The organism is Streptomyces sp. NPDC002144, from assembly GCF_053593695.1.
Map to the genome: position 1 here is coordinate 66,857 of NZ_JBSFDB010000002.1, position 26,961 is coordinate 93,817.

Consider the following 26,961-nt stretch of genomic DNA (forward strand, 5'->3'; position numbering starts at 1 on the left):
GGCGGTGACATGAGCGAGTTGGTCCCGGGGGGCAACATGCCCCTCCCGGGCGGCGTCGTGACCGTCCGGGTCCCCGGCCCCTTCGACGTCTCCGCGCTCATCACGGACGACGGCGGCAGGGTCCGCGGCGACGCCGACTTCGTGTTCTACAACCAGCCCTCCGCTCCCGGCGCCCGCCTCGACGGCGACACGCTCACCGTCGACCCGGCGAGGCTGCGCGCCGGGGCCACCCGCGTCACGGTGGTGGTCAGCCCGGCCGACCCCGGCACCCCCCTGGGCCGGCTCCCGGCGCCCACCCTCCACCTGGGCGGACCCGGAGCCCGCCCCCTGGCCCGCTTCACCCCGCCCCCGCCGCGCCAGGAGACGGTGCTGCTGCTCGCGGAGCTCTACCGGCGGGGCGGCGGCTGGAAGCTGCGCGCCCTGGGGCAGGGGTACGCGGACGGACTCGCCGGGATCGCACGGGACTTCGGGGTCGACGTGGCCGACGACGGGACGACCGCGGCGCCGCCCGTCGCCTCCGCACCGCCGCCCTCCCCCGCGCGCGCCACACCGTCAGCGCCCTTCCCACCACCCCGCTCCTCCCCCGACCCCGACGGCTGGCTGACCCTCGTCAACTCCGCCCGTGCCGCGGCCGGTCGTCCGCCCGTCTCCCCCGATCCCCGGCTCGCCACCGCCGCGCACGCCCACGCCGCCGCCATGGCCGCCGCGGGGCGGCTCGGAGTCGACGGGCCGGACGGCGTCTCGCTGTACCAGCGGGTGACAGCAGCCGGATACCCGTACATCACCGTCGGCGAGCACCTCGTCTCCGGCCCGCGCACCGCCTCCGAGTTCATCGACTACGTGCTGGGCGACGAACAGTCCCGCCGCACCCTGCTCGACCCGGCCTTCACGCACGCGAGCATCGGGCACGCCCGCTCCGGCGACGCCTTCTGGACCGCCGTGTGGGCGAGGCCCTTCACGCCCGGCGACCTGACCCGCACGGCCACGGAGGTCGTCGAACGCACCAACCGCGAGCGCGCCGGGGCCGGCCTGCCTCCCCTGGCCGTCGATCCCGTCCTGACGGCCGCGGCGCAGGCGCACAGCGCCGACATGGTGGCCCGCGCCTTCTACTCCCACACCTCCCCGGAGGGACGACAGCCCTGGGACCGGGCGGCCGCCGCGGGCTCCACCCGCCGGACGATCGGCGAGAACATAGCCTGCGGTCAGCGTTCCCCGGCCGAGGTCGTGGACGGCTGGATGCACAGCCCGGGCCACCGCGCCAACATCCTCAAGCCCGATTTCACCCACATCGGCGTCGGGTTCGCCGGTGGCGGCCCCAAGGGGACGTACTGGACACAGCTCTTCGGTGCCTGACCACCGAAAACCGTGACGGTCGTGATCTTGGCGGAATGAACCGCTCCGGGACAGGATGCCCGCATGAAGGGTTCCCTCTTTTCCAGCGAGCACATGGTCCAGCCGGCGACCCAGGCGGGTATGTCGGTCGAGAACGCCAAGTGCATCAAGTACGCGGTCAACGGCGAGATGCTCGCCCGTCAGGGCGCGATGATCGCCTACCGCGGCAACCTCCAGTTCGAGCGCAAGGGCCAGGGCGTGGGCGGCATGCTCAAGCGCGCGGTCACCGGTGAGGGACTGCCGCTGATGTCGGTGCGCGGGCAGGGTGAGGCGTGGTTCGCGCACGAGGCGCAGAACTGCTTCATCGTCGACGTCGACCCCGGCGACGAGTTCACCGTCAACGGCCGCAACGTCCTGTGCTTCGACGCCTCCCTGTCGTACCGGATAGCGACCGTCAAGGGCGCGGGCATCGCCGGCGGCGGCCTGTTCAACAGCGTCTTCACCGGGCAGGGCAGGCTGGGCCTGGTGTGCGAGGGCAACCCGCTGGTCATCCCGGTCTCTCCGCAGTACCCGGTGTACGTCGACACGGACGCGGTGGTCGGCTGGACGGCCGGTCTGCAGACCTCCTTGCACCGTTCGCAGTCCATCGGCTCGATGCTGCGCGGCGGCTCGGGCGAGGCGGTGCAGCTGATGCTGCAGGGCGACGGTTATGCGGTCGTACGGCCGAGCGAGGCGACGCCGCAGAAGGCCCAGCAGCACTGATTTTCGACGCCGAGGGGGAGTTACCGGCGGGAACATATGCCGTCCTGAATTGGGGTCAGGCGTAAGGAACTTCGGGAATTCCCCCAACAGCGCGTGAACAAATAGGGGCGCACGCCGGTGAGTTGAGGATGCATTGAACACGCACCGGCGCACTCCTCGTACCTCTTGTGAAAGGTGAGAGCCCGGGGTTCAACGAGGGATGACCATGGTCAAGGCGCATGTCTTCACGCACGAGTTGGTTGCCGGAAGGTATCGGCTCGTCGACGTCGTCCACCGCGAGGCGAACCGGGTCTGCTGGTACGGCAAGGCCGTCGACGGCGCTGCCCAACGTCCTTATCTGCTCACCCAGATCGCCCTCCCCGCCGACCCGGACGGCGATTCCGCGCTGCGCACCACCGCCCGCATCATCCGTATGTCCGAGACCATGGGACTGCTGTGCCCCGGCGCGGTGGCGACCGTCGTCGACGCCGTGGAGGACAACGGCACCCTGTGGATCGTGACCGACTGGATCGACGGCACGCCGCTCGGCGAACTCCTCGCCCAGGAGGGCACGTTCAACTATGTGCGGGCGGCCCGCGTCGGCCTGGAGCTGCTGGACGTTTTGGAGGCGGCGCATGGCCAGGGCATCACTCACGGCGAGCTCAGCCCCGGGCAGGTGTTCGTGCGGGACCGGGGTTCGGTCGTGGTCACGGGCTTCGGCCTGGCCGGCGCCACCCTGGCGCCCCGCCTGACGGCGCCGTCGTACGCCTCCCCCGAGCAGGCCCGGGACGAGCGGATCGGGCCCGCGGCGGACCTCTGGGCGCTCGGCGCGATCCTGTACACCATGGTCGAGGGCCGGCCGCCGTTCCGGGACCGGGACCGGCCCGAGGCCACGCTGAAGGGCGTGGACCGCCTGCCGCTGCGCACGCCGGCGCACGCGGGCCCGCTCACCCAGACCGTGCTGGGCCTGCTGCGCAAGAACTCCCGGGAACGGCTGACCCGTCCGGTGGTCCGCGAGGCCCTCCAGCGGGTCCTGACCGAGGATCCCGACACGCTCGCGGAGAGCTCGCCCCGGCCCCGGCTGCGCGGCAACTACACCGCCGCCTGGCACGCGGCCCCACCGTGGGGCAGGCGCGCCATGGCGGCCGGCACCGCCCTGGCCGTGGTCACCGTGGCGGTCGCCGCGCTGGCCGCCACCCACCGGCTGCCCGGCCTCGGCACCTCCTCGTCCGAGAGCGCCCCCCGGCCCTCCCCCACCCTCTCCGCGCCCGAGAGCCGCACGGAGGGCACGACCGCTCCCTCCGCCTCGGCGGCCCCTTCCACGTCCCCCTCGGTCTCGCCCTCCCCCTCGGTCTCACCCTCCCCCTCGGGGTCGCCGTCGGCCTCGGCCCTGCCGCCGGCGTTCGTCCGCTACTCCGCGCCCGAGGGCTTCTCCGTCGACCTCCCCAAGGGCTGGAAGCGGGTGGACACCCACCGCGTGGGCGACCTCTCGTACCGCGTGACCTTCGGCGCGAGCGGAGATCCGCGCACCCTGGCGATCACCTACAGCACCGTCCTTGGCCCCGACCCGGTCGCCGTGTGGCGCGACGACGTCGAGCCGGAGCTGCAGAAGGAGGTCGGCTACCAGCGGATCGGCGAGATCAAGGCGACGACCTACGAGGGCCACAAGGCCGCCGACATGGAGTGGCGCTCCACCGTCGACGGCACCCGGGTGCGCACCTTCGGGCGCGGCTTCCTGCTGGGCGGCGGCCGCGGGTTCTCGCTGCGGTGGACGACTCCGAACGCCGAATGGGACACCTCCGCCAACCAGCAGGCGCTGGCGACCTTCCTGCGGACGTTCAGTCCGTCGTCAGGCTGACGGCCACGGCGCCCGCAGCGCGCGCAGGGGCGGGTGGTGCAGCGGGGCGGTGTGCCAGCGGGCCGTGAACGTGCGGTCGGAAAGCGTGCACGTCACGGTCAGGCGGTGCGGTGTCTCCAGGAACACGATGTCCACGGCGAGGGTGCCGGCGTCGCTCCAGCCGCCGCTGACCGCGGTGGGCAGCGGCCCCCCGGTGACGCTCCAGCCGGTCCCCAGGCGCAGGTCGAGGGGGTGGCCGTCCTCGGTGAGCCGCAGCTCCCAGCCGCCGTCGGCGTCCGTCACCGTGACCGAGCCCAGCTTCGGCTGCTCGGCGCAGACACCGCCGAGCGGGGTGAACACGGCACCGGACCATTCCCCGGCGTGCTCGGGCGGTGCCGGCTTCCCGGTGACCGGAGGCAGAGAGAGCCGGGCCAGGCGCTCCCGCAGGGCCGCGTCCTCGTGCTCCCTGCCGGACAGCGGCTCCGGTCCGAAGGCCGGCAGCAGGTGCTCCCAGACGAGATCGAGGACCTGCTGCATCCGCTCGGTCGCCGCGGTCGTCGCGATCACGGCGTCGTGCTCGGGCAGCACGATGCAGAACTGCCCGTAGGCGCCGTCACCGCGATATCCGTGGCGCGCGATCCAGAACTGGAAGCCGTAACCCTGCTGCCAGTCCGACAGCGCCCCCTCGGCCGTACCGTCGCCGTTGTCGATGTGCGGGCGCGTGGCCTCGGCCACCCAGCCCTCGGGCAGCAGCCGCTCGCCCTCCCACACTCCGTCCCGCAGATACAGCAGGCCGAGCCGGGCGATGGCGTCGGTGGTGGCGTGCAGCCCGCTGAAGCCCAGTTCCCGGCCGTTGCGGTCGCGCAGCCAGGCCACCTCACCGATGCCGAGCGGGTCCAGCAGCCGCGGACGGAGGTACTCGGTCAGCGGCTGCCCCGTGACGCGCTGCACGATCGCGGCGAGGGTGTAGGTCGCGGGCTGGTTGTAGGCGAACACGGTCCCGGGGTCGCGCTCGGGCGGCACCAGCAGGAAGCCCCGCACCAGTTCGCCCTGGTCCATGGTGAACGCCCGCTCGAAGGTCTCGTCCTCATGCCCGCTGGCCATGGACGCCACGTGCCGCACCAGCATCGCCCGGCTGCGCGGGTCGGTGATGTCGGCCTCGAACTCCGGGAAGTAGGAGATCACCGGGTCGTCGAAGCTCAGCAGGCCCTCACCGGCGGCGATCCCGGCGGCCGTCGCGGTGAAGCTCTTGCTGAGGGAGTACAGCAGGTGCGGACGCCCGGGCGTGTACGGCGCCCACCACCCGGAGGCCACCAGGCGGCCGTGCCGCAGGATCATCAGGCTGTGCGGCTCGATCTCGGGATCGGCTTCGAGGGCGTCGAGGAAGGCGTGGACACCGGTGGCGTCGACGCCTTGGGCGGCGGGGGTACCGGACGGCAGCGGGCGGGAGCTCATGAGGGCATCCTGCCTGGTGGGCCGCGCCGGATCGAGAGGCCGTTTTCCGTCGCCGGTGCAGGGGACTCGGACGTCATGGTACGAATCGGATACACGATGATGACCGAGCAGGCCGGCCCTCGTGAACTGGTCGACCACGTGGTGCGGGCCGAGCAGGCCGGTTACGACTTCTCGGTGACCTCGGACCACTACTTTCCGTGGCTGCGCTCACAGGGGCACTCGCCGTACGCGTGGAGCGTCCTGGGCGCGGCGGCCCAGGCGACCTCGCGCATTCCGCTGATGACCTACGTGACCTGTCCGACCGTCCGCTACCACCCGGCGATCGTGGCGCAGAAGGCGGCGACGCTGCAGTTGCTGTCCGAGGGCCGCTTCCGGCTCGGGCTCGGCGCCGGCGAGAACCTCAACGAGCATGTGGTGGGCGGCGGCTGGCCGTCGGTCGACGTGCGCCACGAGATGCTGGAGGAGGCCGTCGAGATCATCCGGGCGCTGTTCGAGGGCGGCCATGTCAACCACCGCGGCACGCACTTCGACGTGGAGTCGGCCCGGCTGTGGGATCTGCCGGACGAGCCGCCGCCGATCGGTATCGCCGTCTCCGGCGAGCAGTCCTGCGCGCTGGCGGGCCGGCTCGCCGACCTGGTGATCGCCACCGAACCCAAGGCCGGGCTGCTGGAGTCGTTCGACCGGCACGGCGGCGAGGGCAAGCCGCGGGTGGGTCAGCTGCCCGTCTGCTACGACCCCGACCGGGACACCGCGATCAAGCGCGCGCACTCCCAGTTCCGCTGGTTCGGCAGCGGCTGGAAGGTCAACTCCGAACTGCCCCACCCGGACGCGTTCGAGGCCGCGACGCAGTTCGTGACTCCGGACGACGTCGCCGAGGCGATCCCGTGCGGCGACGACCCGGAGGACTTCGTCGAGGCCGTACGGCCGTATGCCGAGGCCGGGTTCGGGGAGATCGCGCTGGTGCAGATCGGCGGCGAGTCGCAGCCGGCGTATCTGGACTGGGCGGAGAAGACGCTGCTGCCCGCGCTGCGGGACGCGTTCGGCTGACGCGGCGCGCGCCACCACCGACGCCTCACAAAGCGACGTCAACGGGTGCATATAGGCTGCCGGTCTGCACTGCACTTCCGCAGTCCGACCAGCTTTGCACAGGAGAGTCATCGGTGACACTGGCGATCGACCCTGCCGAGACGTCCGAGCCGTCCCCCGCGCCCCTGTCCGACCTCGTGGCGCGGGACGCGCGCGAGTTCGGAGTCTACGCGCGGACCGGTGGATGGGCCTTCGGCCTGATGGTGGCGCGCAGCGTACGGCCCGGCGGTCAGGGCGCGGAGGAGACGGCGAAGGTGTCCGCGAAGGAGTTCGCGGAACTGGCGGGCTGCTCCCCGGAGCGCGTGATGCGCTACTACAAGGCCTGGGACCGGGCCGCCGACGACGGCATGGTGCCGCACTTCGAGGCGCTCGCGCCGGGCCAGGAGGTGGAACTGCCGGACGCCGACGTGTGGCTGAGCTACTACGTCTCCCGCGACAGCGCCACCTCCGAGCGCGGCACCGCCATCGCCGAGGCCGCCGAGGCCGAGGGCATCCGGCCCACCAAGGCGCTGGAGGTCGCCGAGAACCCCACCGCGCTGCGCGCCGCGATCCTCGCCGACCCCTCCACCGCCCGGGCGGCGCGCCGGGCGCTGCTCGACCGGGTGCGCGAAGACCCGGAGCTGCAGGCTGAGTTGGCGCGGGACGTGGTCCGCACGGACGATCTGAAGAAGGCCGTCGCCAGCGAGAGCAGGTCGGCCGACCGGATCGGCTACGTGCGCCAGATCGCCGAGTCCGGCCAGGTCAGGACGCCCGCCGGGCAGACCATCGACGCCCCGGCCGACCTGCGCCAGGAGGCCGAGCGGCATCTGTCGCTCATCGACGAGCTGGAGGAGGACGAGGACACCGGCGACTGGGCCACCGAGGCCTACGACACCATGAAGTCCCTGGTCGCCGAGGCCGTGGAGGCAGATCCCGAACTGCGCGTCCAGGAACGGCGCACGAAGTTCTACAGCAGCCTGCAGAAGGCCACGAAGGCCTTCGAGGAGCTCACCTTCGACGACGTCCAGGACTTCGTCGAGGACGACATGGTCCAGCGTCTGGAGGAGCTCCAGCAGGCCATCAGCGGCTGCCTGACGGCGCTGCGCGGCGCGAAGGGCTGAGCGTCCTTCCCCCCAGGCGGCGCTGAGTAGCCGTACTCATGCCGCCGCCCGCCCGCTCGGCCAGCATGGGGGCTCCTGACCAAGAGGAGCCCCCATGACCGCTGTTGTGCACTCCCCCGTCCCTCGTCGGCATCTGCCCGCCGTGGCCGCCGCCGTCGTTGTCGTCGGCATGGCCGTTTCGGCCTGGGGCGCGCGGGAGCGCGGGACCTGGTTCCTGGAGACGGTGTGGGTGCTCGTCGGGCTGCCGCTCGTGGTGCTCGCCTGGCGGCGTTTCCCGCTGACGAACCTGCTGTGCTGTCTGCTGGCCGCGCACGCCCTGGTCCTCGCGGTGGGCGGCCACTACACCTACGCGCAGGTGCCGCTCGGCGACTGGGTGCGGGACACCTTCGGGCTGGCCCGCAATCCGTACGACCGGTTCGGGCACCTCATGCAGGGCTTCGTCCCGGCGGTGCTGGTGCGGGAGCTGCTCTGCCGCACCTCACCGCTGCGGGGCAGCCGCTGGCTGGCGCCGCTGACCGTGTGCGCGTGCCTCGCCTTCAGTGCCGTCTTCGAGATGCTGGAGTGGCTGGCCGCGGTGGTCGGCGGGCATTCCGCGGACGCCTTCCTGGCCACCCAGGGCGATGTGTGGGACACCCAGTGGGACATGTTCTGCGCGCTGATCGGCGCCACCGTCTCGGTGCTGGTCCTCTCGCGCCTTCACGACCGCCAGCTCGACGCGCTCGCCCTCACTTCGGCGTATGACGGCGCCGCGTCCACATCGGGACCACGAACCAGCACAGGGCGTACCACGCGACGACTCCGGTGACGATCCACGGCACGGCCTCGTTGTGGGTGGCCACCCGCAGGATCAGCAGCAGGGAGGAGGTCATCGTGGCGAGCAGCAGGAGCAGGCCGACGAAGGTCATCCGGGAGGCCCATGCGACGGCCTCGGCCTTGACCCGCTGTCCGGAGACCAGGCGGTGCAGGGAGACGGGCCCGATCAGCGCCCCGGTCGCGGCGGCGCCCAGCACCACGGTCACGATGTAGATGGTCTTGTCGGTGTCCTCCAGGGAGGCGTACTTCTGCTGGAACACGACGGTCAGCAGGAAGCCGAACAGGATCTGCACCCCCGTCTGGGCGACCCTGACCTCCTGGATCAGGTCACCCCACTTGCGGTCGGCCCTCTCCTCGTCGGTCTCGTGCCTCCCCCACTCGTTCACACCTGACTCGTTCTCCGTGGCCGGCACTGTTCCTCCCGGCGTGTTCGCCCCGGACACCGTCGTCTTCCGTGTTCCCGCAAAGTGCGCGATTGATCGTCCCCGGGACGAACCGCCGCTGTTTGGGCGATCACGGGGCGGTTACACGGAGGCCATGGTGTACGACGACCAGCGGAGGGATCCGACGCCCATGTCCGGTACCGAGCTCACGGTCACCCTCAGCGGCGCCACCGCCGCCGACGCGCGTGCGGTCGTGCGGGTCCTGGAGCCCGCCTTCGGGCAGGCGAAGGAGGAACCACCCGCGGACGAGGACGTCACGGTCCACACGGCACGGTTCGCACACGATCCCGCGGACCGCCCGGCCGAGCCCGCGACGGGCGGCCCGGGCCACCTGTCGGGGGCGGTGACGGTCACCGTGCAGGGCGCCCCGGACGCGGTGGCGCTGGCGCGCGAGTCGCTCACCCACGCCTTCACGGCCCAGGACCAGGGCTCGGTCTCCGGCGACCAGGAGCAGGAGTGGCAGCTGCTCCTGGAGCCGTGACCGGTTCCCCGGGCTCTACCAGCGGGCCTCGACCTGGTCCTTGATCCGGCGGTCGTAGAGGTCGCGGATCGCGGCGAGCGTCTGCTCGGACAGCTCCGGCAGCTTCGCCGCGGCCGCGTTGGCGCGGGCCTGCTCGGGCGAGCGGGCGCCGGGGATCACGGTGGTCACGCCCGGCTGCTGGACGATCCAGCGCAGGGCGAGCTGGGCGGGGGTGTATCCCTCGGGCACCAGGGCGGAGAACTCGGCGGCCGCCTCGACACCGGTCGTGTAGTCGACGCCGGAGAAGGTCTCGCCGACGTCGAAGGACTCGCCGTGCCGGTTGTAAGTGCGGTGGTCGTTGGCCGGGAAGACGGTGTCCTTGGTGTACTTGCCCGACAGCAGGCCCGATGCCAGGGGGACGCGGGCGATGATGCCGACGCCGGCCTCCCGCGCGGCCGGCAGCACCTCGCGCAGCGGCTTCATGCGGAACGGGTTGAGGATGATCTGCACGCTCGCCACACCGGGCCGGGCGATCGCGGTCAGCGCCTCGGCGCAGGTCTCCACGCTCACCCCGTACGCGGCGATCCGCTCCTCCTCGACCAGGGTGTCGAGGGCGTCGAAGACCTCGTCGGTGGAGTAGACGGGCGTGGGCGGGCAGTGCAGCTGCACGAGGTCGATGCGGTCGACGCCCAGGTTGCGCCGCGAACGGTCGTTCCAGGCGCGGAAGTTGTCGAGGACGTAGTTCTCCGGGAGCTGCTCGACCCGGCGGCCCATCTTGGTGGCGACCAGCACATGCAGGTCCGGCCGGCCGGCGAGGAAGGCGGCGATGGTCTGCTCGCTGCGCCCGTCGCCGTAGACGTCGGCGGTGTCGAAGAAGGTCACCCCCGACTCGGCCGCCGCCTCCAGCACCGCGAGGGCTTCCTTGCCGTCGACGTCTCCCCAGTCGGCGCCCAGCTGCCATGTCCCGAGGCCGACGACGGATGCGTGCTGATTCGACCTACCGAAAGTGCGCTCGTCCATGGCGTCAGTCTGTCATTCGTGACACCGATGCGCGGAACGGGCCGCTCCGGTGCAGCATGTGTGAATCATTCACTCACATGGGTGCTATGCAGCGACAGCGGGTCGACTCGTGTCAACCGCCGCCTAGCGTGGCCCCGTGACAGATCGTTCACTGAGCAACCACCCCACCGCAGCTGCCGACGACCCGTCCTTCAGCCGCCGCGGCTTTCTGCTGTCGGCCGCCGCGCTGGCCGTCGTTCCCGTCCTGATCGCGGCCGATCCCGCGGTCGCGGCCGAGGAGCTGCCGGACTTCCCCGAGGACGTCGACCTGTACCGCTCGGCGTACCGCAACTGGGTCGGCGAGATCACCGCCGACGGACTGTGGGCCTGCGCGCCGACCGCCCCCGAGCAGGTGCCGGCCGTCGTCAACTGGGCCTGGCGGCACGGCTGGACGGTCCGCGCCCGGGGTTCCGCGCACGGCTGGTCACCACTGACGATCACCGCGGGGACGCCCTCGGACGCGAAGGTCCTCCTCCTCGACACCGCCCCGCACCTGACCGGCCTGTCCCTCGACTCCCCCGCCGCCGTCCGGGCCGGCACCGGAGTCACCCTGGAGGCCCTGCTCACCTACCTCGAACAGCACGGGCTCGGGGTCACCGCCGCCCCCGCTCCCGGCGACCTCACGCTCGGCGGCGCCCTGGCCATCGACGCGCACGGTACGGCCGTACCGGCGCAGGGCGAGAGCCGACTGCCGGGCCACACGTACGGCTCGCTCAGCAATCTGGTGCTGTCGCTGACGGCGGTCGTATGGGACGAGGGCGCGGGAGCGTACGGGCTGCGCACGTACCACCGCGACGAGGCGGACTGCGCCGCCCTGCTCACGCATCTCGGCCGCTCCCTGGTGACCGAGGTGGTGCTGCGGGTGGGTGCCAATGTGAACCTGCGGTGCGTGAGCCGTACGGACATCCCGGCCGCGGAGCTGTTCGCGGCGCCCGGGTCCGACGGCCGTACGCTCGCGAGCTTCGTCGAACGGGCGGGGCGGGTGGAGGCGATCTGGTTCGCCTTCACCGAGTTCCCCTGGTTCAAGGTGTGGAGCGTGGCACCGACCCGGCCGCTGACCTCGCGGCACGTGACATCGCCGTACAACTACCCCTTCTCCGACAATGTCCCGACCGTGGTCGCCGACCTCGTGGGCCGCATGACCTCCGACGCGGCCTGGTATCTGGCCCCGGAGCTGGGCACCGCGCAGTACACCGTGGCCGCTGCCGGACTCACGGCGACCCTGTCGGCCGACATCTGGGGGCCGTCGAAGAACACGCTGCTCTACATCCGGCCCACGACCCTGCGGGTGGCCGCCAACGGGTACGCGGTCCTCACCACCCGGGCCCAAGTGCAGCGCGTGGTCAGCGAGTTCACCTCCTACTACCGCGAGCGGCTGAGCGCCTACGCCGCCGTGGGCCGCTTCCCGGTCAACGGCTCGGTGGAGATCCGGATCACCGGTCTGGACGACCCCGCGGACGCCGAACTGGCCGGCGCCCGGGCCCCGTTGCTGTCGGCGATGCGGCAGAGCGCGGAACACCCCGAGTGGGACACGGCCGTATGGCTGGACGTGCTGACGCTGCCCGGCACGCCGTACGCGGACGCGTTCCTGCGGGAGTTGGAGCGGTTCCTGCTGCGCACCTACGACGGGGAGCACGCGCTGACCCGGGTGGAGTGGTCCAAGGGCTGGGCCTACACGGACGAGGCCGTCTGGAGCGACGCGGAGGTACTGGACACGGCCGTGCCCGCCTCGTTCGGCGAGTCTGTGTGGGGTCAGGCGGCCGGGATCCTGGACCGGCTCGATCCGCACCGCGTCTTCGGCAACCCGTTCCTGGACCGGCTGCTGCGTTAACCGGTTGCCCTCGGCGGGCGCCGCTGCGAGGCTGGCGATCATGCCTGCCTTCACCGCGCCCGACGGGACCGAACTCGCCTACCACGTCCGCGGGGAGGGCCCGCCGCTGATCTGTCTGCCGGGCGGCCCGATGCAGGCGTCCACCTATCTGGGCGACCTCGGCGGCCTGTCCGCGCACCGCCGACTGGTGCTGCTGGACTTCCGCGGCACCGGTGAGTCCGCCGTGCCCGAGGACCCGGCCACCTACCGCTGCGACCGTCTGGTCGACGACGTGGAGGCCCTGCGCGAACACCTCGGTCTCGACACCGTGGACCTCCTCGGCCACTCCGCCGGCACCAACCCGGCCCTGCTGTACGCCACCCGGCACCCGGACCGCGTCGCCAGGCTGGTGCTGGTGACACCGAGCATGTCCGCCGTCGGCATCACGGTCCCGCCGGAGATCCGGCGCCGCACCGCCCGGCTCAGGCAGGACGAGCCGTGGTTCCCGGTCGCCTTCGCCGCCCTGCGGGACATCACGGCCGGACGCGCGACGGCCGACAGCTGGGACGCCATCGCGCCCTTCCTGTACGGCCGTTGGGACGAGACGGCACGCGCCCACCACGCCGCCGGAGCCGCCCAGAAGAACCAGCAGGCCGCGTCCGTCTTCGCCGCGGACGGCGCCTTCGACCCGGACGCCACGCGCACGGCCCTGGCCGGGTGGACCGCACCGACGCTCGTCCTGGCGGGGCAGGTCGATCTCAACTCCCCCTCCCCCGCCGTCTCCGGGCTCGCCGCCCTCTTCCCGAAGGCCGAGTTCGTCGAGGTGTCCGGCGCCGGGCACTTCCCGTGGCTCGACGATCCGCAGGTGTTCACGGCCGCGACGGCGGGGTTCCTGGCGTGAGGTGCTGCTGTACGACGGGGGCGTACCGGGCGACCACGTCGTCCAGGTCCGCCGCCCGGACGTGGGTGCCACGGGCGATGCCGTAGATCACGCCGAGGCCGAGCAGGGCGGCGACGGCGAGTTCGGCGCGCAGGCCCGCGTCGGGGCCGGTGAGGCGGGCGGTGAGGCGCTCGGTGACCTGGGTGCGGAAGTTGGCGCGCAGGATGTCGCCCTGTTCGCCGTGCAGGGGCGCGAACACGATCCGCAGCAGCGGGTCGGCGCCCTGCCGTGACTGGCCGAACAGGACCAGCCGGACCATGTGCCGGCCCAGGTCCTCCAGCGGGGCGTCCAGCAGGGCGTCCGCGTCGGCCTCGAAGGACATCACCCGGGCGAACAGGGCGTCCTTGTTGCCGAAGTACTTCAGGATCAACGGCGGGCTGACACCGGCGCGTTCGGCGACCGCCTTCAGTGTGATGTCGGCGTGCGCGTGCCGGGCCAGCAGATGGCGGGCGGCCTTGAGGATGGCCGCCTTGGTGGCCTCGGCATCACGGCGGGCGGGAGCGGAGGCGGTGGGGGGAGTGCTCACGGCACTCATGCTCCCTCCAGCGCCTCGTCCCGTGAGCCCCGGGTGCGGCCGCGGGCCCGGCGGGTCCCGTCGTCGGCGGAGTCGCCCGGGATGGTCAGCGCCGTCGCGGCGGCGGCCAGCGCGATCGCGCCCGCCATTGCGAACGCCATCAGGTAGCCGTGCAGGGTCGGCACCGGCAGCCCGCCGACCGGGCTGGTGTGGTGCACCAGGACGGCGGCGACCGCGGCGCTGGAGGTGGCCTGGCCGATGGTGCGCATCAGGACGTTGACGCCGTTGGCGGAGGCGGTCTGCTCGGCCGGCACGGCACGCAGGATCAGGGTGGGCAGGGCCGAGTAGGCGAGGGTGGTGCCGATCGACACCACCGTCGCCCCCAGGATGATCATCCACAGGTCGCGGCTGTCGGCGATCCGCACCACATAGCCGCAGGCGATGACCGCGGCGCCGAGCGCGAGCGTGATCCGCGGGCCGCGCGCCGTGGAGATGCGGGCCGAGACGGGCGAGAACAGCAGCATGGTGACGCCGCCGGGCAGCAGGCACAGACCGGTCTGCACGATCGAGAGCCCGAGGCCGTAACCGGTCGCCTTGGGCGCCTGGACCAGCTGGGCGGTCACCAGGGAGTTGGCGTAGAACGCGAATCCGGTGAGCAGGGCCGCCACATGGGACAGACCCACCCGGGGCCGGGAGACCAGCCGCAGGTCGACCAGCGGCCGTTCGGCGCGCAGCTGCTGCCACCACCACAGCACCATGATGACGACGGAGCCGGCGAACAGGCCCAGGACCCGTGCGCTCCCCCAACCCCACTGACCGCCCTGGGAGACCCCGAGCAGCAGGCAGACCAGCCCGGCCGCCAGGCCCAGGGCGCCCGCCACGTCGAACCGGCCCGGCTCGCGCACCGGCGACTCCCTGACCGCCCACCACACCGCCGTCACGCCGAGCGCGCCCAGGGCGCTGGTCAGCCAGAACATGGTGTGCCAGTCGGCGTACTGCACGACCAGCGCGGCCAGCGGCAGGCCCAGGGCGGCGCCGATGCCGACGGTGGAGCTCATCAGGGCCACCGCGGAGCCCCGGCGCTCGGGGGGCAGTTCGTCGCGCAGGATGCTGATCGACAGCGGCACGACGGAGGCGGCGGCGCCCTGCAGGGCACGGGCCGTGATCAGTACGGCGATGTCGGAGGACAGGGCGCACATCACCGAGCCGACCGTCATCAGGCCGAGCGCCGCCGTCAGCACCCTGCGCTTGCCGTACATGTCGCCGGCGCGGCCGAGGACCGGGGTGAGAACGGCTCCGGCCAGCAGGGTGGCCGTGACCGTCCAGGAGACCGCGCCCGCCGAGGAGTGGGTGAGGCGGGGAAGGTCCGGCAGCAGCGGCACGACCACCGTCTGCATGACGGCCATGAGGATGCCGCCGAACGCCAGCACCGGGATCGTGAGCCGGTCCCGCAGGGCCCTCGCCGTGGAGGGCTCGGCTATCGGTACTGGCTGGCCCATGCGTACTCCAGTGTGTGGCCGCGGAAAAGAAACGGTGAATGGCTATTCACCATAGCCGGTGAATAGCCATTCACCCAAGGCTTTTCCGCATGCGGCCGCTGAGGCGCCGCTACTTCCGGGAGGCCAGCGCCCGCGCGTGGACGGTCCGGGCGACCTTCGGCCCGAGCCAGCGCTTGAACCGGCGCAGCGCCTCCAGCTGTCCGGCCGCCCTGTCGAGGCGGTAGTAGAGCTGGGGCGGGACGTACGGCAGCAGGGGCGAGTGGCGCTGGCCGAGCAGGGCGAACATCTGCTGCGGGGGCAGGCCGATGTAGCGCGGCAGGTTCTCGTACCACTGGGCGCTGTAGCGTGCCGCGCTCTGGATGGAGAGCAGCTGCGCCTTCCGTTCGCGTTCGTAGTGGGCGAGGGCGGACGGGAGCCCGGTGTGCGTGCGCAGGGCGCCGGCCAGGGCGATGGCGTCCTCCAGGGCGAGGGTGGTGCCGGCGCCGATCGAGTAGTGGGTGGTGTGGGCGGCGTCCCCCATGAGGACGAGGTTGCCGCGGGACCAGGTGCGGTTGGTGAGGGTGCGGAAGGTCAGCCACTGGGCGCTGCCGTCGGCCGAGGAGCGCCCGATGAGGGGGTGACTGTCCAGGACGTCGGCGAAGAGCTTCTCCAGCAGCGCGAGCCCGTCGGCCTCGCCCGCGGTGTCGAGGCCGAGGCCGCTGAAGGTCTCGGGGGCGCACTCGACGACGCAGGTGCTGCGTTCGGGGCTGAAGCCGTAGCCGTAGCACCAGATCCAGCCGTGGTCGGTCTCGACGAAGGCGAAGGTGAAGGAGTCGAAGACCTTGGTGGTGCCGAGCCAGATGTAGCGGTTGCGGCCGGCCCGGATCTCGGTGCCGAAATCGTCGGCGTGCCGGGTGCGCAGGGCGCTGTGGACGCCGTCACCGGCGACGACCAGGTCGGCGACGGGCAGGTTGGTGTCGGTGATCTCGTGCTCGAACTCCAGCCGGACGCCGAGGGAGCGGGCACGCGCGGAGAGGATCTCCAGCAGCCGGTGGCGTCCGATGCCGAAGCCCTCGTCGCCGGGGTGCCGGGTCTCCGCGTCGCGCACGCGGGCCACGCCCTCGTTCCAGCTCACGGAGTGCTGCTCCAGGGCACGGGCCGATTCGGGGTCGTGTTCGTGGAGCTTGTCGAGCAGTCCGCGCCAGTAGGTCACTCCCCAGCCGTAGGTGGAGCCCTCCGGATCGCGCTCGTGGACGGTGATGTCGTGGGACGGGTCCTGCCGCTTCAGCAGGATCGAGAGATAAAGGCCGGCGGGCCCGCCGCCGACGCAGGCGACCTTCACGCACACCCCTAGAAATTACTCAGAGTTTGCAGCTTGCGACGCACAGTAGCAGGACGTCGATGGACGGCTGTTCAACGGGAGGTTCGCCGCGCAGGTCACGGGTACCCGGCCCGCACGCAACCGTCTGAGAACGAAGGAGGGGTTTCACCCGTGTCGCAGGTCGAGGAATCCATCGAGGTCGGCGTCCCGGTGCACACCGCCTACAACCAGTGGACGCAGTTCGAGACGTTCCCGGAGTTCATGAACGCCGTGGAGCGCATCGAGCAGCGCACCGACACGCTCACCCACTGGGTGACCAGTGTGAACGGGGTTCACCGGGAGTTCGACGCGGAGATCACCGAGCAGATCCCGGACGAGCGGGTCGCCTGGACCACGGTCTCCGGGGAGGCCAAGCAGGCCGGGGTGGTGACCTTCCACCGCCTCGACGACACCCACACCAAGGTCATGCTGCAGATGGAGTTCCAGCCCGACAGCATCACCGAAAAGGTCGGCGACAAGCTCGGGTTCGTGAAGCGGCAGACCAAGGGCGACCTGGAGCGCTTCAAGCAATTCATCGAGGAGCGCGGCCGGGAGACCGGCGAGTGGCGCGGCGTGGTCGTCTGACCCCGCCCGCTAACCGGCTTCCGCCGTACGGCACTCCGGATGCCCCCAGCCCTGCGCGTTCTTGGTGATCGGCTCCCCGGCCGCGTAGGACCGGCCGCACAGGCAACGGCCGGGGAACTTCGCCTTGATCGTGCGGGACGACGAGCCGCCGCCCTGCCGGGCCCCACCGGGCTTCCGGCGCGGGGCGGCGGCCTTTTTCGGGGTGTCCGGCGAGGGCGGCGGCTCCGGTGAGCCGAGTGCGCTGCCCGCCGGCTCCTGCATGGTCGCCGCCTGGCTCGCGGCCCGGTCGGCGAAGTCGTTGAGCGGGTCGCCGTCGACCTGGTGGGCCGGCACATAGCGGAAGTCGACCGTGCGGCCCTGGAGCAGCTCGTCGATGCGCACCACCAGGTCCTGGTTGGCGACCGGTTTGCCGGCCGCCGTCTTCCACCCGTTGCGCTTCCAGCCGGGCAGCCAGGTGGTGACCGCCTTCATGGCGTACTGGGAGTCCATCCGGACCTCGAGCGGAACCCCCGGGTCGGTCGACGTCAACAGGCGTTCCAGCGCGGTGAGTTCGGCGACGTTGTTGGTGGCCCGGCCCAGCGGCCCGGCCTCCCAGCGGGCCGGGACCTCGGAGTCGTCGGAGACCACCCACGCCCAGCCCGCAGGTCCCGGGTTTCCCTTCGAGGCCCCGTCGCAGGCGGCCACCACACGTTCACGCATGGGCTCGATCATGCCACGGCGGACAGGGCCTCCCGGCACCCTCTAGGAGACGTCCTCGGTCCGCGGCATCTCGCCCGCGGTGCGCGTGAGGTCGATCACCGAGAAGCTCGCCCCCTGCGGGTCGCTGAGGGCCGCGAACCTGCCGTAGGGGCTGTCCATGGGACCGAAGCGCAGGACTCCGCCGAGCTTGGTCGCCTTGGCGACGGCGTCGTCGCAGTCGGGGACGACGAAGTAGAGGTTGACATAGGAGGGGATCTCCGGCGGGAACTCGTCGCCCATCCGCATACGGCCCAGGACCGTGTTGTCGCCGAGGTTGAACATGCGGAAGTCGACCGCGTCGTCGACGATCTGCTGGGCCGTGTACGGGAAGACCGCGCTGAAGAAGGCGTCCGTCCGCTCCGGGTCCCGGGTGAAGACCTCGGCCCAGCCGTAGGCGCCCGGTACCGCGGTCGCCTCGAAGCCCTCGTGGGTGCCGCCCTGCCAGAGGCCGAAGACCGCGCCGCTGGGCTCACGGGCGATGCACATGGTGCCGAACTCGCCTACCTGCATCGGCTCCATCAGCACCTCGCCGCCGTTCTCCCGGATCCTGGCGGCCGTCGCGGCGGCGTCCGCGGAGGCGAAGTACAGGCACCACTGCGACTGGCCTTCCTGGCCGGGCATCGGCGGTACGACGGCGGCGACCGCCTTGCCGTCCGCGTAGGCCTGGGTGTAGTTGCCGTACTCCGACGACGCCTCGCCGAAGGTCCAGCCGAGGACATCTCCGTAGAAGCTCTTGGCTCCCTCGACGTCACCGAACATCGCGTCGGCCCAGCAGGGGGTTCCCTCAGGTTGTACGGCCATGACAGCGGCCCTTTCCCGAATAGGCGGATGGTCCGTTTCCTCACGCTAGCCATCCGCCGGTCGAAGCGCGCGCCGAACGCCTCAGTCCGTTCCAGACTGGTCGGGGAGGCTTCCGGCGGGCTGTCGAGGTGACGGACGGGGTGCGGGATGACGGACGGGACGATGCGCGCGTGGTCGGTGGTGACCCCGGGGCCGGTCGAGGAGGAGGGGGGTCTCCGGTTCGTCGAGAAACCGGTTCCGAAGCCCGCCGACGACGAACTGCTCGTGCACGTGCGCGCGTGCGGGGTGTGCCGCACCGATCTGCATGTCGCCGAGGGCGATCTGCCCGTGCACCGGGCCGGGGTGACCCCGGGGCACGAGGTCGTGGGCGTCGTCGCCGGGCTCGGAGCGGCGGTCGAGGGCTTCGCCGCCGGTGACCGCGTCGGCGTGGCCTGGCTGCGGCGTACGGACGGCACCTGCGCCTACTGCGGGCGCGGCGCCGAGAACCTCTGCCCGGCCTCGCGCTACACCGGCTGGGACGCCGACGGCGGCTACGCGCAGTACACGACCGTGCCCGCCTCCTTCGCCCACCGGCTGCCCGGCGCCCTCGACGACGTGGCGCTCGCGCCGCTGCTGTGCGCGGGCATCATCGGATACCGCGCGTTGCGCCGGGCCGCGCTGCCGCCGGGCGGACGGCTCGGACTGTACGGCTTCGGGGGCAGCGCCCATCTGTGCGCGCAACTCGCCCTGGCCGAGGGCGCCACCGTGCACGTCCTGACCCGAGGGAGCACGGCACAGCGACTGGCACTGGAACTCGGCGCCGCCTCCGCACGCGACGCGTACGCGATGCCGCCCGAGCCGCTGGACAGCGCGATCCTGTTCGCCCCGGTCGGCGACCTGGTCCCGGTCGCGCTGCGGGCCCTGGACCGCGGCGGCACCCTCTCCGTCGCGGGCATCCACCTCAGCGACACCCCGCCGCTGCACTACGAGACCGACCTCTTCTACGAGAAGCAGATGCGCAGCGTCACCTCCAACACCCGTGCGGACGGCCGGGAGTTCCTCGCCCTGGCCGCCCGGCACGGTGTGCGCGCCACCACCCACACCTATCCCCTGACGCGGGCCGACCAGGCCCTGCGGGACCTGAAGGCGGGGCGGTTCGACGGAGCCGCGGTTCTGGTCAACGACCTTTCCTGAACGCCTCCTCTGGAGGGGCCGCACGGCTTGCACGCCCGGCGCGCGATCACGTGCGACGAACCGGCGCGGGACAGGGAGCGGTATGTGCCCCTCCGCTCCGGGGAAACGCCCCCCGCACGCCGTACCGAGGCCACCGTCCTCCCTGTTGGCTTGTACACGCGGTGCGTTCCTGTCAGCCACCGCTCTCTCGTCCTTTCTCAACGACCACTGAGCACACCCCTGTTCAGGGAGGGAATGTGTCCGTCCCCGAAAGCGCCACCGACAACCCCGCCCCCGACGATCCCGGCGAACCGCAGCTCACCAGCCTCAGCACCCAGGCGGCGCGCCGGCTCACCACGACCACCAAGTCCGAACCGCAGATGCAGGCCATCAGCTCGCGCTGGCTGCTGAAGGCGCTGCCGTGGGTGGACGTCCGGGGCGGCACCTACCGGGTCAACCGGCGCCTCCAGCTGAAGATCGGGCGCGGCCGGGTGCAGTTCGAGCAGAACGGCGCCAACGACATCAAGGTCATCCCCGAGACGCTCACCGAACTGCCGGTGCTGCGCGGCTACTCCGACATCGATGTCCTCAAGGAGGTCGCAACCCGCTTCCGGGTCCGCGAGGTCCGCGCCGGACAGGTGCTGTTCGAGGCCGGCCAGCCGGTCACCGAGGCCTATCTGGTGGTGCACGGCAGGTTCACCCGGTACACGGCCGGCAAGTACGGCGAGGAGGAGATCACCGGAGTCGTCACCGACGGCGACCAGATGGGCGACGAGGCCATCGGCCAGTCGGACCCGCTCTGGCTCAGCTCGGTACGCGCGGAGACGGCGGGCGTGCTGCTGGCGCTGCCCTGGGACGTCGTCACCGAGCTCACCGACCGGGTGCCGTCGCTGGCCGCCCATCTCCAGGCGTTCGCCGAGCGGCAGAAGCTGCCGATGAACCGCAAGGGCGAGGCCGACGTCCCCGTCCAGGCGGGTCACGTGGGCGAACCGACGCTGCCCGGAGGATTCGTCAACTACGACCTCGCTCCGCGCGAGTACGAGCTGTCGCTCACCCAGACCGTGCTGCGGGTGCACACCCGGGTCGCCGACCTCTACAACGACCCGATGAACCAGACCGAGCAGCAACTGCGCCTGACCATCGAGGAGATCCGCGAGCGCCAGGAGTGGGAGCTGGTCAACAACCGGGAGTTCGGGCTGCTGCACAACGTCGACTACGGACAGCGCGTCAGCACCTTCACCGGGCCGCCGACACCGGACGACATGGACGAGCTGCTGGCCATGCGCCGCAAGACCAAGGTGTTCCTCGCCCATCCCAAGGCGATCGCCGCCTTCTTCCGCCAGTGCAACCGCCGCGGACTGGTACCGGGCACGGCGACCGTCGAGGGGCACGAGATCCCCGCCTGGCGCGGGGTGCCGATCCTGCCCTGCAACAAGATCCCGGTCAGCGACCGGCACACCAGCAGCATCATCGCGCTGCGCACCGGCGAGTCCGACCAGGGCGTGATCGGCCTGTTCCAGACCGGCATCCCGGAGGAGTACCAGCCGGGCCTGAACGTGCGGTTCATGGGGATCGACGCGGCCGCGATCATCAGCTACCTGGTCACCGCCTACTACTCGCTCGCCATCCTCGTGCCGGACGCGGCGGGGATCCTGGAGAACGTCCAGATCGGCCGGACGGCCGACTGAGGGTGGAGCACGCGATGAGCACCCCCACGTCCGTCCCGTCCCTGCCGGGACCGCCGAACCTGGCCCGCACCGTGCGCACCCGGCGCGGCGGCGCGATCCCCGGGCTCAAGTACCGGCCGGCCGCCCCCGCCGACCCCGAGAAGGCGGCGGAGATCGACCGCAGACTGGAGGCCTGGGCCCGCGGCCTGGAGCTGTTCCCGGCCGCCTGGAAGGGGGACTTCTCCGGGTTCCAGTTCGGCCGGGCCGTCGTACTCCAGCATCCTGAGGCGGCCGACCTGGACCGGCTGACCGTGGCCGGGCAGCTGCTGCTCGCCGAGAACCTCGTCGACAGCTGCTACTGCGAGGAGGACGAGGGCCGCGGCGGAGCACGCCGCGGACTCGGCGGGCCGCTGATCCTGGCCCAGTCGGCGATCGACCCGTACCACGGCACGCCGGCCCTGGAGGCCGAGTGGCGCGAGGGCGTCCAGGCCGACGGCCCGCTGCGCTCCTACCACTGGGCCATGAAGGACTTCGCCGCCTTCGCCACCCCCAGCCAGAGCGACCGCTTCGTCCACGACATCGCCCGCCTCCACCTGGGCTACCTCGCGGAGGCCGCCTGGATGGAGACCCGGCACGTGCCGCGGGTCTGGGAGTACCTGGTGATGCGGCAGTTCAACAACTTCCGCCCCTGTCTGTCCATCGTCGACGCGGTGGACGGCTACGAACTGCCGGAAGCCGTCTACGCCCGCCCGGAGATCCAGCGGATCACCGCGCTCGCCTGCAACGCCACGACCATCGTCAACGACCTGTACTCCTTCACCAAGGAGCTGGCCGGCGACCCCGACCACCTCAACCTGCCGCAGGTCGTCGCCGCCAACGAGCGATGCGGGCTGAAGGCCGCCTATCTCAGGGCCGTCGACATCCACAACGAGATCATGACCGCGTTCGAGGACGAGTCGGCCGTTCTGTCCGCCACCTCACCGCTCGTGGAGCGCTACGCCCGGAGCCTGTCCGACTGGGTGGCCGGCAACCACGAGTGGCACGCCACCAACACCCACCGCTACCACCTTCCCGACTACTGGTAGGCGCCACCCCGATGAACCATCAGCACCACCACGAGGAGTCACCGTTGACCATCGCCCCCGCCGACACCAGGAACGTCCCGCTGCCGACCCAGTCCACGTACCAGAACCGCGTGGCGGACTACTGGAACGCCGAGGAGAACCCGGTCAATCTCGAACTGGGCAAGCTCGACGACCTCTATCACCACCACTACGGCGTCGGCGCCGCGGACCACACCGTGCTCGACGAGCGCGACCCGGCGCTGCGCCGTCAGCGGATCACCGCCGAACTGCACCGGCTGGAACACGCCCAGGCCGAACTCCTCGCGGCCCATCTCGGCCCGCTCACCCCGGACGACCGGGTCTTCGACGCCGGCTGCGGACGCGGCGGCGGCAGCGTGGTGGCGAACCTGCGCTACGGCTGCCACGCCGACGGCGTGACCATCTCCGCCAAGCAGGCCGCCTTCGCGAGCGAACAGGCCCGCAAGCGGGGCATCGACGGCAGAGTGCGCTACCACCACCGCAACATGCTCGACACCGGTTTCGAGACCGGCGCCTACGCCGCGTCGTGGAACAACGAGTCGACCATGTACGTCGAACTGGACCTGCTGTTCGCGGAGCACGCGCGGCTGCTGCGCCGCGGCGGACGCTACGTCGTGATCACCGGCTGCTACAACGACACCTACGGGCGTGCCTCGCGCGAGGTGTCCCTGATCAACGCCCACTACATCTGCGACGTCCACCCGCGCTCGGAGTACTTCCGGGCGATGGCCCGCCACCGTCTGGTCCCGGTCCACGTCCAGGACCTGACCGCCGACACCATCCCCTACTGGGAACTGCGCCGCGAGGCGGAACACCTGGTCACCGGCATCGAGGACACGTTCCTGTCCGCGTACCGCAACGGGAGCTTCCAGTACCTGCTGATCGCCGCGGACCGCGTCTGATCCGCGTCCCGGCGCGGGCCCGTGCGGCGGTGGTGACACACATCCCCGCACCGCACGAGCCCGCGCCGGAACTCCCCCCGGGCGGCTCCCCCTTGAACCGTGGGCTTGTCCTGTTCTACCTTCGCCACATGGTCGGGGCATCAACGCCCGCTCATGAGCTGCACAACGAGCGGGCGGCAGACAGTCCGGGTGATGCGTTATGCGACCGCATCTCGCGCTGATCGAGGACGACCCCGACTTCGCACTGATGTGCCGTTCCTATCTGGAGCGCGCGGGCTTCACCGTCACCTGGGCCATGGACGCGCGCGCCGGCAAGGCCGCTCTGCACGAGGGCGGCATCGACCTCGCCGTCCTCGACCTGGGGCTGCCCGACGGCAGCGGCCTCGAGCTGCTGCGTGCGCTGCGCTCCACCAGCCGGCTGCCGGTCATCGTGGTCAGCGGACGCGGCGCGGAGGCGGACCGGGTGGCGGGGCTGGAGATCGGCGCCGACGACTACCTGGTGAAACCGTTCTCACAACGGGAACTGGTGGCCCGTATCCACGCGGTGCTGCGCCGCACGCAGCCGCCCGACGCGCCCACCGTGCTCCGCGTCGGCTCCCTGCTCATCGACAGCGCGGGCCGCCAGGCCTCCGTCGACGGCATGACGCTGACGCTGCGCCCCAAGGAGTACGCCCTGTTGGAGATGCTGGCCCAGGCGCCCGGCCGGGTCTTCTCGGCGGAGCAGCTGCTGGAGCGGATCTGGGGCTCGTCCTGGCAGCAGCCGGCGACCGTGGTCGAGCACGTGTACCGGCTGCGCGGCAAGCTCGCGGCGATGCCCGCCCCCGTCCCGCGGATCACGACCGTCCGCGGCTACGGCTACCGCCTCGACCTGTGAGTGACCCGCCTCGGCCCGGAGGTCCGACCATGCCCGACGCCCCGGACTACCGGCGCCTGTTCGACGCCACGCTGTCCCCGCTGCTCGTCCTGAGCCCCGACTTCACCATCGTCGAGGTCAACCGCGCGTATCTGACGGCGACACGGACGCAGCGGGACATCGTGGGGCGGCCGATCTTCGAGGTCTTCCCCGACAATCCGGACGACCCCTCGGCCGACGGCGTGGCCAATCTGCGGCGCTCGCTGGAGACGGTGGTGGCGAGCGGCCGTACGGACACGATGGCGCTGCAGCGCTACGACATCCCCACCGGCGAGGAGGGCGTCTTCGCCGAGCGCTACTGGAGCCCGGTCAACGCACCGGTCCTGGACGACGACGGCCGGGTCGTCCACATCATCCACCGGGTCGAGGACGTCACGGACTTCGTGCATCTGCGCCGGGTCGGGCGCGAGCAGCGGCGGGCCGTCGCCGAGGCGCAGATGCGGGCCGAGGGCATGGAGATCGACCTGTTCGTCCGGGCCCGGGAGATCCGCGAGGTCAACGAGCAGCTCAGCCGGGCCAACGCCGAACTCGACGCCGCCGGACGCCGGTTGCGGGAGGAGCAGCGGGCCAAGGACCGGTTCATCGCCACCCTCTCGCACGAACTGCGCAACCCGCTCGCCGCCGCCACCGCCGCCACCGAGCTGCTCGCCCTCGACCTGCCCGGCGGCCATCCGGCGCTGTCGGTCCTGGAGCGGCAGCTGGGCACGCTGGCGCGGATGAGCAACGACCTGCTGGACGGCACCCGGGCGGTGACCGGACGTCTGGAGCTGGTGCGCGACCCGGTCGACCTGCGCTCGGTCGTGGACGGGGCGTGTGCCGACATCCGGGGCGTGTTCGGACACGAGGGCCGCACCCTGGGCGTCGTCGTGCCGCCCGAGCCGGTGATGATCGACGGCGACCGGCTGCGGCTGGCCCAGGTGCTGACCAATCTCCTGTCCAACGCGCTGAAGTACACCCGCCCCGGCGGACACACCGAGGTGGGCCTGGAGGCCGAGGACGGCACGGCCCTGCTCACCGTCCGCGACGACGGCATCGGCTTCGCCCCCGAACAGGCGGAGGAACTGTTCGGGGTGTTCATGCGGGCCGCCCCGGCCGGCCCCGACACCCCGGAGGGCCTGGGACTGGGGCTCGCGGTGGCGCGCACGGTGGTGGAGCTGCACGGCGGCCGGATCGGCGCCCACAGCGACGGCCCCGGCAAGGGCGCGGCGTTCACGGTACGGCTGCCGACCACCGAGGTGACGGCCCCCCGGCCGACGCGCACCCCGGCCACCCGTGCGGCACCCGGCCGTCTGTCCCTGCTGATCGTCGAGGACAACGCGGACCTGGCCGCCACCTACCGCACCCTGCTGGAACGCCAGGGCCACCGGGTCACCGCCGTGCACACCGGCGCGGACGCCCTCGCCGCCACCGGGAACGAGCCCTTCGACGCCGTCCTGTGCGATCTGGGGCTGCCGGACATGGACGGCTACCAGGTCGCCCGTACCCTGCGTGCCAGGCCGGGCGGGGACCGATTGCGCCTGATCGCGGTGTCCGGGTTCAGCCGGGGCACCGACCGCGCCCTGTCCCGGGCGGCCGGTTTCGACGCCCACCTGGCCAAACCACTGCCGCTCGCCGAGCTGCTGGACCTCCTCGAACGGCTCGGCCAGTCCTGAACTCACCCCGTGTCTTCCCCCTTGCGCCCTCCTGTGCTTGCCTGGGGAACCGTTTTCGGTTGCCGGGGCGGGAGTTGCTGCATGCGGAAACCGTGGTTCGTGGGGGTGTCGCTGGTCGGCGCGCTGCTGCTCGGCGGGTGCACCGACCCGTCGTCCGCCCCGCAGGCCCCGCCGCCCTCCCCCGCCGTGCCGGGCGCGAGTGCCACCACGACGCACCAGCGGGCCCCGGCCTCCCCCGGCCGCCCGGCCGTGGCCCCCAAGGTGCTGTACCTCGGCGACTCGCTGGCGATGGAGGCCCAGAACGTCCTCGGGCAGCAGCTGCGCACGGACCTGAACGCGACCTACACCAGTGCTCCGTACTCGGGCACCACACTCTGCGACTACCTGGAGGGCACCGGGGCGCGCTCGCTCGTGCCGGACGCCGACAAGGCCGCCGCGCTGGTGCGGGCACGGCATCCGGACTATGTGGTGATGCAGTTCTGGGGCAACGCCTGGGGCTACACATGGTGCATGGACGGCATCACCTACAACGCCTCGCGGCAGCGGTACTTCACCCGCTACCGCGCCGACCTGCGCAGACTCACCGAGCAGATCGCGGACGCGGGCGGGGCGAAACGCCCGAGAATCGTGTGGGTGCAGCAGGGACCGGATCCGATCACCCCGGACCGGGTGCGCCGCGTCAACGAGATGTACGAGCAGCAGGCCGCCGCCTCCCACGACCTGGTAGCCGACGCGGGCGCGACGGTCAGCCCGGCGGGCGGCCGCTACACCTGGGCGCAGTACCTGCCGTGCACCGCCTACGAGCACGCGCACCCCGGCTACTGCACCCAGCCGGACCAGGACCGTACCGCCCTCCACCTGAGCTCGGACTACCTGCACTTCTGCCTGGTCCCCACGACGTCCACCCCGAAGCCGTGCCCGGTCCGCTCCCCCGGCATCCTGCGCATGGCCCGCGAGGTCACCCGGGTGATCGCGCAGCAGGCAGCGGGGCACTGACCACCGGCCAGTGACCCCGCGCGC

The 26,961-nt window shown here is 71.8% G+C and carries 25 protein-coding genes; 17 read left to right on the forward strand and 8 right to left on the reverse strand.

What is annotated here, in order from left to right; translation table 11 throughout:
- The first annotated feature begins 9 nt into the window (after positions 1-9).
- From ACWCQ1_RS02730 to ACWCQ1_RS02740, 3 genes are all read left to right on the forward strand, one after another.
- Positions 10-1,353 (forward strand): CAP domain-containing protein, encoded by a 1,344-nt coding sequence (locus ACWCQ1_RS02730; protein ID WP_358602123.1) that lies wholly within the window; start codon positions 10-12, stop codon positions 1,351-1,353.
- A 63-nt stretch (positions 1,354-1,416) separates the two neighbouring features.
- Positions 1,417-2,094 carry an AIM24 family protein gene (locus tag ACWCQ1_RS02735; RefSeq protein ID WP_133048688.1) on the forward strand — a complete coding sequence of 226 codons (678 nt, stop codon included), beginning with the start codon at positions 1,417-1,419 and terminating at the stop codon, positions 2,092-2,094.
- 199 nt (positions 2,095-2,293) lie between these two features.
- Complete coding sequence (locus ACWCQ1_RS02740) at positions 2,294-3,931, forward strand: serine/threonine protein kinase (protein WP_358602117.1); 1,638 nt, start codon at positions 2,294-2,296, stop codon at positions 3,929-3,931.
- Here ACWCQ1_RS02740 and ACWCQ1_RS02745 read toward each other — a convergent pair.
- The gene (locus tag ACWCQ1_RS02745) at positions 3,923-5,365 is read right to left on the reverse strand and encodes a serine hydrolase domain-containing protein (RefSeq protein WP_358602114.1); all 1,443 of its coding nucleotides are present in this window, start codon (positions 5,363-5,365) and stop codon (positions 3,923-3,925) included. The genes ACWCQ1_RS02740 and ACWCQ1_RS02745 overlap by 9 nt on opposite strands.
- A gap of 75 nt (positions 5,366-5,440) precedes the next feature.
- Here ACWCQ1_RS02745 and ACWCQ1_RS02750 point away from each other — a divergent pair, with 75 nt between their 5' ends.
- From ACWCQ1_RS02750 to ACWCQ1_RS02760, 3 genes are all read left to right on the forward strand, one after another.
- Positions 5,441-6,412, forward strand: coding sequence for an LLM class F420-dependent oxidoreductase (locus ACWCQ1_RS02750; protein ID WP_133048686.1), 972 nt, complete (start codon positions 5,441-5,443; stop codon positions 6,410-6,412).
- Between the two features lie 113 nt (positions 6,413-6,525).
- Positions 6,526-7,551 (forward strand): hypothetical protein, encoded by a 1,026-nt coding sequence (locus tag ACWCQ1_RS02755; protein ID WP_451025694.1) that lies wholly within the window; start codon positions 6,526-6,528, stop codon positions 7,549-7,551.
- Between the two features lie 94 nt (positions 7,552-7,645).
- Positions 7,646-8,356 carry a DUF2238 domain-containing protein gene (locus ACWCQ1_RS02760; protein WP_358602107.1) on the forward strand — a complete coding sequence of 237 codons (711 nt, stop codon included), beginning with the start codon at positions 7,646-7,648 and terminating at the stop codon, positions 8,354-8,356.
- Here the strand turns inward: ACWCQ1_RS02760 and ACWCQ1_RS02765 are convergent.
- Complete coding sequence (locus ACWCQ1_RS02765; protein WP_133048683.1) at positions 8,277-8,750, reverse strand: DUF6328 family protein; 474 nt, start codon at positions 8,748-8,750, stop codon at positions 8,277-8,279. The two genes, ACWCQ1_RS02760 and ACWCQ1_RS02765, sit on opposite strands and share 80 nt — an antisense overlap.
- Positions 8,751-8,937: 187 nt before the next feature.
- Between ACWCQ1_RS02765 and ACWCQ1_RS02770 the strand changes: the two genes are divergently transcribed.
- Positions 8,938-9,288, forward strand: coding sequence for a hypothetical protein (locus tag ACWCQ1_RS02770; protein ID WP_133048682.1), 351 nt, complete (start codon positions 8,938-8,940; stop codon positions 9,286-9,288).
- A gap of 15 nt (positions 9,289-9,303) precedes the next feature.
- On the opposite strand, the gene ACWCQ1_RS02775 is transcribed toward ACWCQ1_RS02770, so the two are convergent.
- Positions 9,304-10,287 carry an aldo/keto reductase gene (locus tag ACWCQ1_RS02775; RefSeq protein WP_451025695.1) on the reverse strand — a complete coding sequence of 328 codons (984 nt, stop codon included), beginning with the start codon at positions 10,285-10,287 and terminating at the stop codon, positions 9,304-9,306.
- A gap of 136 nt (positions 10,288-10,423) precedes the next feature.
- On the opposite strand from ACWCQ1_RS02775, the gene ACWCQ1_RS02780 reads away from it, so the two are divergent.
- Together ACWCQ1_RS02780 and ACWCQ1_RS02785 are read left to right on the forward strand one after the other, a co-directional pair.
- On the forward strand, positions 10,424-12,157 hold the full coding sequence (locus ACWCQ1_RS02780) for a cholesterol oxidase substrate-binding domain-containing protein (RefSeq protein WP_451025696.1): 1,734 nt from the start codon (positions 10,424-10,426) through the stop codon (positions 12,155-12,157).
- 40 nt (positions 12,158-12,197) lie between these two features.
- Entirely contained in the window at positions 12,198-13,037 is an 840-nt protein-coding gene (locus tag ACWCQ1_RS02785; RefSeq protein ID WP_451025697.1) for an alpha/beta fold hydrolase, read from the forward strand.
- Here the strand turns inward: ACWCQ1_RS02785 and ACWCQ1_RS02790 are convergent.
- From ACWCQ1_RS02790 to ACWCQ1_RS02800, 3 genes are all read right to left on the reverse strand, one after another.
- Positions 13,006-13,611, reverse strand: a complete 606-nt coding sequence (locus ACWCQ1_RS02790; protein ID WP_358602093.1) for a TetR/AcrR family transcriptional regulator — start codon at positions 13,609-13,611, stop codon at positions 13,006-13,008. The genes ACWCQ1_RS02785 and ACWCQ1_RS02790 overlap by 32 nt on opposite strands.
- Positions 13,608-15,089: an MFS transporter gene (locus ACWCQ1_RS02795; RefSeq protein WP_358602090.1), complete on the reverse strand. Its 1,482-nt coding sequence runs from the start codon at positions 15,087-15,089 to the stop codon at positions 13,608-13,610. Before ACWCQ1_RS02795 ends, ACWCQ1_RS02790 begins: the two co-directional genes overlap by 4 nt.
- A gap of 109 nt (positions 15,090-15,198) precedes the next feature.
- Positions 15,199-16,416 (reverse strand): FAD-dependent monooxygenase, encoded by a 1,218-nt coding sequence (locus ACWCQ1_RS02800; protein ID WP_451025698.1) that lies wholly within the window; start codon positions 16,414-16,416, stop codon positions 15,199-15,201.
- 144 nt (positions 16,417-16,560) lie between these two features.
- Here ACWCQ1_RS02800 and ACWCQ1_RS02805 point away from each other — a divergent pair, with 144 nt between their 5' ends.
- A complete protein-coding gene (locus tag ACWCQ1_RS02805; protein WP_358602084.1) occupies positions 16,561-17,013 on the forward strand; it encodes an SRPBCC family protein in 453 nt (150 codons plus the stop codon).
- Positions 17,014-17,022: 9 nt separating this feature from the next.
- Here ACWCQ1_RS02805 and ACWCQ1_RS02810 read toward each other — a convergent pair whose 3' ends face one another.
- Positions 17,023-17,724 carry a ribonuclease H family protein gene (locus ACWCQ1_RS02810; protein ID WP_133048675.1) on the reverse strand — a complete coding sequence of 234 codons (702 nt, stop codon included), beginning with the start codon at positions 17,722-17,724 and terminating at the stop codon, positions 17,023-17,025.
- Positions 17,725-17,754: 30 nt separating this feature from the next.
- Complete coding sequence (locus ACWCQ1_RS02815; protein ID WP_358602081.1) at positions 17,755-18,552, reverse strand: VOC family protein; 798 nt, start codon at positions 18,550-18,552, stop codon at positions 17,755-17,757.
- Positions 18,553-18,714: 162 nt separating this feature from the next.
- Here ACWCQ1_RS02815 and ACWCQ1_RS02820 point away from each other — a divergent pair, with 162 nt between their 5' ends.
- The 7 genes from ACWCQ1_RS02820 to ACWCQ1_RS02850 all read left to right on the forward strand — a co-directional run bounded on the left by ACWCQ1_RS02820 (position 18,715) and on the right by ACWCQ1_RS02850 (position 26,937).
- Positions 18,715-19,725, forward strand: a complete 1,011-nt coding sequence (locus tag ACWCQ1_RS02820; protein WP_358602251.1) for a zinc-binding alcohol dehydrogenase family protein — start codon at positions 18,715-18,717, stop codon at positions 19,723-19,725.
- A gap of 236 nt (positions 19,726-19,961) precedes the next feature.
- Positions 19,962-21,392 carry a family 2B encapsulin nanocompartment shell protein gene (locus tag ACWCQ1_RS02825; protein WP_358602078.1) on the forward strand — a complete coding sequence of 477 codons (1,431 nt, stop codon included), beginning with the start codon at positions 19,962-19,964 and terminating at the stop codon, positions 21,390-21,392.
- A 14-nt stretch (positions 21,393-21,406) separates the two neighbouring features.
- Positions 21,407-22,456 (forward strand): family 2 encapsulin nanocompartment cargo protein terpene cyclase, encoded by a 1,050-nt coding sequence (locus ACWCQ1_RS02830; protein WP_358602075.1) that lies wholly within the window; start codon positions 21,407-21,409, stop codon positions 22,454-22,456.
- A 44-nt stretch (positions 22,457-22,500) separates the two neighbouring features.
- Positions 22,501-23,376, forward strand: a complete 876-nt coding sequence (locus ACWCQ1_RS02835; protein ID WP_358602072.1) for a geranyl diphosphate 2-C-methyltransferase — start codon at positions 22,501-22,503, stop codon at positions 23,374-23,376.
- Positions 23,377-23,575: 199 nt separating this feature from the next.
- Positions 23,576-24,250 (forward strand): response regulator transcription factor, encoded by a 675-nt coding sequence (locus tag ACWCQ1_RS02840; RefSeq protein WP_133048669.1) that lies wholly within the window; start codon positions 23,576-23,578, stop codon positions 24,248-24,250.
- A gap of 29 nt (positions 24,251-24,279) precedes the next feature.
- On the forward strand, positions 24,280-25,941 hold the full coding sequence (locus tag ACWCQ1_RS02845) for an ATP-binding protein (RefSeq protein ID WP_133048668.1): 1,662 nt from the start codon (positions 24,280-24,282) through the stop codon (positions 25,939-25,941).
- Between the two features lie 81 nt (positions 25,942-26,022).
- The gene (locus ACWCQ1_RS02850; RefSeq protein ID WP_451025699.1) at positions 26,023-26,937 is read left to right on the forward strand and encodes an SGNH/GDSL hydrolase family protein; all 915 of its coding nucleotides are present in this window, start codon (positions 26,023-26,025) and stop codon (positions 26,935-26,937) included.
- The last annotated feature ends 24 nt before the right edge of the window (positions 26,938-26,961 follow it).